The organism is Streptomyces europaeiscabiei (genome assembly GCF_001550375.1).
GTDB classification, from domain to species: domain Bacteria; phylum Actinomycetota; class Actinomycetes; order Streptomycetales; family Streptomycetaceae; genus Streptomyces; species Streptomyces europaeiscabiei.
Window position 1 is genome coordinate 1 of the sequence record NZ_LRTR01000463.1, and the last position, 6,560, is coordinate 6,560.

7 protein-coding genes are annotated in these 6,560 nt (G+C 71.6%); 5 read left to right on the top strand and 2 right to left on the bottom strand.

The window, feature by feature from the left end; genetic code table 11:
- From AWZ10_RS22545 to der, 4 genes are all read left to right on the top strand, one after another.
- The coding region (locus tag AWZ10_RS22545) for a prephenate dehydrogenase (protein WP_060891908.1) at nucleotides 1–913 on the top strand (913 nt) is incomplete at its 5' end.
- A 271-nt stretch (nucleotides 914–1,184) separates the two neighbouring features.
- The gene (gene cmk / locus AWZ10_RS22550) at nucleotides 1,185–1,862 is read left to right on the top strand and encodes a (d)CMP kinase (RefSeq protein ID WP_046709781.1); all 678 of its coding nucleotides are present in this window, start codon (nucleotides 1,185–1,187) and stop codon (nucleotides 1,860–1,862) included.
- Nucleotides 1,820–2,569 carry a lysophospholipid acyltransferase family protein gene (locus tag AWZ10_RS22555; RefSeq protein WP_173531730.1) on the top strand — a complete coding sequence of 250 codons (750 nt, stop codon included), beginning with the start codon at nucleotides 1,820–1,822 and terminating at the stop codon, nucleotides 2,567–2,569. Before cmk ends, AWZ10_RS22555 begins: the two co-directional genes overlap by 43 nt.
- Nucleotides 2,570–2,677: 108 nt before the next feature.
- Complete coding sequence (der, locus tag AWZ10_RS22560; protein WP_060891909.1) at nucleotides 2,678–4,138, top strand: ribosome biogenesis GTPase Der; 1,461 nt, start codon at nucleotides 2,678–2,680, stop codon at nucleotides 4,136–4,138.
- A gap of 67 nt (nucleotides 4,139–4,205) precedes the next feature.
- Here the strand turns inward: der and AWZ10_RS22565 are convergent, their stop codons facing one another.
- Both AWZ10_RS22565 and AWZ10_RS22570 read right to left on the bottom strand, forming a co-directional pair.
- Complete coding sequence (locus tag AWZ10_RS22565; RefSeq protein ID WP_046709782.1) at nucleotides 4,206–4,562, bottom strand: hypothetical protein; 357 nt, start codon at nucleotides 4,560–4,562, stop codon at nucleotides 4,206–4,208.
- 250 nt (nucleotides 4,563–4,812) lie between these two features.
- Nucleotides 4,813–5,589 (bottom strand): hypothetical protein, encoded by a 777-nt coding sequence (locus tag AWZ10_RS22570; protein ID WP_046709779.1) that lies wholly within the window; start codon nucleotides 5,587–5,589, stop codon nucleotides 4,813–4,815.
- 540 nt (nucleotides 5,590–6,129) lie between these two features.
- Between AWZ10_RS22570 and AWZ10_RS22575 the strand changes: the two genes are divergently transcribed.
- Nucleotides 6,130–6,560: transglycosylase family protein (locus tag AWZ10_RS22575; protein ID WP_167365981.1), on the top strand; the 431-nt coding region annotated here is incomplete at its 3' end.

The following is a 6,560-nucleotide window of genomic DNA, read 5'->3' on the forward strand; positions in this document are numbered from 1 at the left end:
GATCGTCGCGGCCCCGCCCGCGCACGTGGCCGCGACCCTCGCCGACGCCATGCGCCGGGGCCTCGCGCGCGGCTACCTCGACGTGGCCTCCGTCAAGGGCGGCCCCCGCCGTGAGCTGGAGGAGCTGGGCCTCGACCTCTCCGCCTACATCGGCAGCCACCCCATGTCGGGCCGCGAGAAGTCCGGCCCGCTGGCCGCCACCGGTGACCTCTTCGAGGGCCGGCCCTGGGTGCTCACCCCGACCCGGGACACCGACACCGAGGTCCTGAACCTGGCGCTGGAGCTGGTCTCGCACTGCCGGGCCGTCCCGGTGGTCATGGACGCGGACGCCCACGACCGGGCCGTCGCCCTCGTCTCGCACATGCCGCACCTCGTGTCCAGCCTGGTCGCCGCGCGGCTGGAGCACGCCGAGGAGTCGGCCGTACGGCTGTGCGGGCAGGGCATCCGGGACGTGACCCGGATCGCGGCCTCCGACCCGCGCATGTGGATCGACATCCTCTCCGCCAACCCCGGACCGGTCGCCGACCTCCTCGCCGACGTCTCGGCCGATCTCGACGAGACCGTCCAGGCCCTGCGCGCCCTCCAGGCCTCCGACGAGGCCAAGCGCCGCGAGGGCGCCACCGGCATCGAGGACGTCCTGCGCCGGGGCAATGCCGGTCAGGTCCGGGTCCCCGGCAAGCACGGGTCCGCTCCGCGGGCCTACGAGGTGGTGGCGGTGTTGATCGACGACCAGCCGGGGCAGCTGGCCCGTATCTTCGCCGACGCGGGGGCCGCCGGGATCAACATCGAGGACGTGCGCATCGAGCACGCCACCGGGCAGCAGGCCGGCTTGGTGCAGCTGTTGGTGGAGCCGAAGGCGGCGGTCGTGTTGACGGGGGCGTTGCGGGAGCGGGGCTGGGCGATTCGGCAGTAGGGGGCGGGAAGGTGTGGGTGCGCGGTATCGGGGGTGCGGGGGCCGGGGTGGTCTTCTCGCCCCCGCCGCCCCCACCCGTCCCATCCCCGGGGCTCTGCCCCGGACCCCGCCGGGGGCTGTGCCCCTGGTCCCCGCTTCGGCCTGGACGGTCTCGTCCTCGAACGCCGGACGGGCTGGAGGGGCGGCCGGGCGGGCCACGCGTACCCAGTACCCTTGTGCGGGGCGTCTTCCGTCTCGCCCCACCACCTCGGACCAGGAAAGGTGCTCCCCAGTGGAACGCGCCACAGTGATCGTTGCCATCGACGGCCCCTCCGGCACGGGCAAGTCGAGCACCTCGAAGGCCGTGGCCGCACAGCTCGGGCTGAGCTACCTGGACACGGGCGCCCAGTACCGGGCGATCACGTGGTGGATGGTCAACAACGCCATCGACATAGAGGACCCGTCGGCGATCGCCGACGTGGCCGGGAAGCCGGAGATCGTGTCGGGGACGGATCCGTCCGGGCCGACCATCACCGTCGACGGCACGGATGTCGCCGGGCCGATCCGCACCCAGGAGGTGACCTCCAAGGTCAGCGCGGTGAGCGCCGTACCGGAGGTGCGGGCGCGGATCACCGAGCTGCAGCGTTCCATCGCGTCGGGCGCCGAGAACGGCATCGTCGTCGAGGGACGGGACATCGGTACGACCGTGCTGCCGGACGCGGACCTGAAGATCTTCCTCACCGCCTCGCCGGAGGCCCGTGCCGCCCGCCGCAGCGGTGAGCTGAAGGGCGCCGACGTCCAGGCGACCCGCGAGGCGCTCCTCAAGCGGGACGCGGCCGACTCCAGCCGTAAGACCTCGCCGCTCGCCAAGGCGGACGACGCGGTCGAGGTGGACACCTCGGACCTCACCCTCCAGCAGGTCATCGAGTGCGTGGTCACCCTCGTCGAGGAGAAGCGGGCGGGAAAGTGAGCGAAGCCTCCGCGGACCGGGCCCCGTCGGCCCGGGAAACCTCGGCCCGGACCCCGTCGGCCGAGGCTCCTTCGCTGCGCGGTGCCGAGGTGGGCCGACGCATCGGCGTCGGCCTGATGTACGGGCTGTGGAAGCCGCGTGTGCTGGGCGCCTGGCGGGTGCCCGCGACCGGTCCGGTGATCCTCGCCGTGAACCACTCGCACAACATCGACGGCCCGATGGTCATGGGCGTGGCACCGCGCCCCACGCACTTCCTGATCAAGAAGGAGGCGTTCATCGGTCCCCTCGACCCCTTCCTGCTCGGCATCGGGCAGGTGAAGGTGGACCGATCGACCGCCGACCGCACCGCCATCACCCAGGCGCTCGCCGTCCTGGACAACGGAGGCGTGCTCGGTATCTTCCCCGAGGGCACCCGTGGCGAGGGCGACTTCGCCTCGCTGCGTGCCGGGCTCTCCTATTTCGCCGTGCGCGGCGACGCGCCGATCGTCCCGGTGGCCGTACTGGGAAGCACGGAGCGGCGCGGACGGTTGATGAAGGGGCTGCCCCCGCTGCGCTCCCGCGTCGACGTCGTCTTCGGCGACCCGTTCGAGGCGGGCGACGGCAGCGGACGGCGTACGCGCAAGGCCCTCGACGAGGCGACCGTGCGCATCCAGAAGCATCTCGGCGCGCACCTGGAGCATGCCCGGCGGCTCACCGGCCGCCGGTAAAACGCCGGGCGTCCGATCGGGCGCTGGGCGACACTGAGTAGTGGATCAGCCGGCGGACAAGCCGGGTGCTCCACCGATCACCACGATGAACTACGAGGTACGGACTTCATGAACGACCAGTTTCCCTCCGAGCACGAGCACGGAGAGCTTGGCGACGCCGAGTACGCGGAGTTCATGGAGCTCGCCGCGGTAGAGGGCTTCGACATCGAGGACGTCGAGGGCGCGATCGAGGAGGCGGGCCACGGCCCGCTGCCCGTCCTCGCCATCGTCGGCCGCCCGAACGTCGGCAAGTCGACGCTCGTGAACCGGATCATCGGCCGCCGCGAGGCGGTCGTCGAGGACAAGCCCGGCGTCACCCGCGACCGCGTCACCTACGAGGCCGAGTGGGCGGGCCGCCGCTTCAAGGTCGTCGACACCGGCGGCTGGGAGCAGGACGTCCTCGGTATCGACGCCTCCGTCGCCGCCCAGGCCGAGTACGCCATCGAGGCCTCCGACGCCGTCGTGTTCGTCGTCGACGCCAAGGTCGGCGTCACCGACACCGACGAGGCCGTCGTCCGGTTGCTCCGCAAGGCCAACAAGCCCGTGGTGCTCTGCGCCAACAAGGTCGACGGCCCGAGCGGCGAGGCCGATGCCACTGCTCTGTGGGCCCTCGGCGTCGGTGAGCCGCACCCGGTCTCCTCGCTGCACGGCCGCGGTACCGGCGACATGCTGGACGCCGTCCTGGAGGCCCTGCCGGAGGCACCCGAGCAGACCTTCGGCACAGCGGTCGGCGGCCCCCGCCGTATCGCCCTGATCGGCCGCCCGAACGTCGGCAAGTCCTCCCTCCTGAACAAGGTGGCGAACGAGGACCGCGTCGTCGTCAACGAGGTCGCGGGCACGACCCGTGACCCGGTCGACGAGCTGATCGAACTCGGCGGTGTCGTCTGGAAGTTCGTCGACACGGCGGGCATCCGCAAGCGTGTCCACCTCCAGCAGGGCGCCGACTACTACGCCTCGCTGCGCACCGCCGCCGCCGTCGAGAAGGCGGAGGTGGCCGTCATCCTCATCGACGCCTCCGAGTCCATCTCGGTCCAGGACCAGCGCATCGTGACGATGGCCGTCGACGCGGGCCGCGCGCTGGTCATCGCGTACAACAAGTGGGACACCCTCGACGAGGAGCGCCGCTACTACCTGGAGCGGGAGATCGAGACCGAGTTCGGTCAGGTCGCCTGGGCGCCCCGGGTCAATGTGTCGGCGCGCACCGGCCGCCACATGGAGAAGCTGGTCCCCGCGATCGAGACGGCGCTCGCCGGCTGGGAGACCCGCGTCCCGACGGGCCGCCTGAACGCCTTCCTCGGTGAACTGGTCGCCGCCCACCCGCACCCGATCCGGGGCGGCAAGCAGCCCCGCATCCTCTTCGGCACCCAGGCCGGCACCAAGCCCCCGCGCTTCGTCCTCTTCGCCTCCGGCTTCATCGAGGCCGGTTACCGCCGTTTCATCGAGCGTCGGCTGCGTGAGGAGTTCGGCTTCGACGGCACCCCGATCCACATCTCGGTACGGGTGCGCGAGAAGCGCGGCAGGAAGAAGTAGGAAGCCCGCACGACATGAGGAGGCGGCCACCCGGATGTCCGGGTGGCCGCCTCCTCATGTGCCCGCTTCAAAGACCTCGGCGTGGTCCCGGCGGCAGCGGGGAGGGGATGTGGTGCATCCCCGTGTGCCCGGTGGGGATGCGCCCCACCGGCTGCCACACGGCTGTCGTCGTGGACGTGTGACCGGGCTGTGTCTCGCGCTGGGTGGCGAGATGCCCCGCCGCGTTCCGGGCGCCGTACGAGCCGGAGGTGTACGACCCGGTGGTGCGATGTCCCCCCGAGCCGTGCGACAGGCTGCCGAAACCCGTGAACCCCATGTCCTCCTCCCCGTGCCGGTCGCCCGGCAGGGTCCGGTAGGTCCTGACCCACTCCGCGTAGAGCGTGTCGTAGATGGGCGTGGCCGAAGGATCCTGTGTCGGCCGCATGGACGGGATCGACGGATAGGACTGGCGGCGAGGAACGTCGTATGCGTGCACGCCTGTGCCAACGACCCCGCCGCGGAAGGGATGCGGTAGCTCAACCATTCAGCCTCCGGCCCGAAACCGTGCCCCGAAGGGCGCGGGGCTGTATCGAGATGCACTCCGCCGCGTGGGCGCGACCCGTTCCGTGCGACCCGCGGTCACCTGACCAGCCTCACTGCTGCGGCGGATTGTCACGGCTCGCCGAGCGGAGCGATCAGGTCCCGGCCAGCGGCAGCGTCGCGGCCACCAACTTTCCGTTGGCCGCCGCCTTGTCGAGCGCGTCGCGCAGCAGGTCCTCCCGCGGCTGCCGTCCGATCGACCCCACCGGCGCCGCGAACATCAGCACCTGCTGATGCTTGTTCGCGGCCGCCCGCCACGCGTCGGCGACCTGCAGCGCCTGATGGGCCTGCCACCACGCGACCGGCGAACCACCGGAGCCGCCCGGCTGCAGGATGGCGTGCAGCTGACCCATGGCGAGCAGGACGGACCAGCCGTGCAGTACGGGCGGCACGGAGTCGATCTGGGGAAGCGGCATGAAGCCCTGCTCGATGAGCAGTGGCAGGAAGTCGTCGCCCACGCCACTCGTGCCGGGGCGGGCGATGGGGGCGGTCGGTTCGACGACCAGCGCCGGGTGCAGCTCCCCGCTGAGCAGGATCAGTCCGCTGGTGACGCCGAGCACGGCCTGCTCGGGCACGGCCTGGGCCGTGGCCGGGCTGTCCCCGGCGATGGAACGGGCGGCGCCCTGCAACTGCTCCTCGGTGACCTGGACGACCTGGGAGGGCAGACAGGTGGCGTGGGCGAAGGCGAGTACGGCTGTCTCGTCGCCGACGAAGAGAACGGTGCTGGTGCGCTCCTGCTCGGAGTCGCCGGGGGTGCGGCACGACGTGCAGTCGTAGCCGCCGGGGGCGTTCTCCCCGGCGAGCAGCCGGTCGGCCTCTTCGTCGCCGATCTCGGCGCGTACCTCGTCGCTGACCTCGAGCATGCGCGGCACGGGTGGCTCCTCGGGATGCGGTGCGTGTCGGTGCCGGGTGGCGCCCGGCCCATGAGCACGGAGGTTCCGGCTCATGAAGAAGACAACGGGCGATCTGTGGCCGGAGTCACGCCCGACGACGAACGGAATCGAACCAACCGGAGCGCAGGGTGAATCCATGGGCGGAATTGGTTACTCCGCGCCAACTTCCCGAGGGTGCGGCGAGGTTGACCCGGTGAAGTGGGTCACAGATCGTCAGGGTGCCTGGCCGACATATCAGGAAATCAGGGAATGAAGTGGGTGTCCGGAATTGGTTGCTACTCGCGGTAACGGTGAACTGGCCTCGGAGGACGGGTGATTGCTTGCTGACGGCTCGTCAACCTCCATACATTCCCGGCCGTGTGCAACGAGCACCGCTCGGGTACGTCCGCCGGCCGCGCAGAGCCAGACAGCGCGCAGCACCACCACCACCGTCGGCGGACGGGGCGGAGCGCGACACCCGCGTCCATGCGCGGGAAGCGCCCCGTCCTGGGGGCCCCGGGTCCGTGGAGAGGGATCTTCATGTCCGAATGTGCCGATACCACGCGCGGCAGCGCTCGAAAGAAGCGTACGGCGGCGGTCCTCGCCGGGGCGGCGCTGCTCGCCCCGCTCGGCCTCCTGGCCGTCACCGGCACCGCCTCGGCGGCCGACAGTGGAGTGTGGGACCGCATCGCCACGTGCGAGAGCGGCGGTGACTGGCACATCAACACCGGCAACGGCTACTACGGCGGCCTCCAGTCCGCCGCCCCCACCTGGCGTGCCTACGGCGGCAGCGCCTACGCGGCCACCGCCGACAAGGCCTCCAAGGCCCAGCAGATCGCGATCGCCACCAAGGTCCAGCGCGCCCAGGGCTGGGGAGCGTGGCCCACCTGCGCGCGGCGCGCCGGAGCGTCCGGCAGCGCACCCGCGGCGCCCTCCACCGGCTCGGCCCCCACCGGACCGACCGAGTCCGC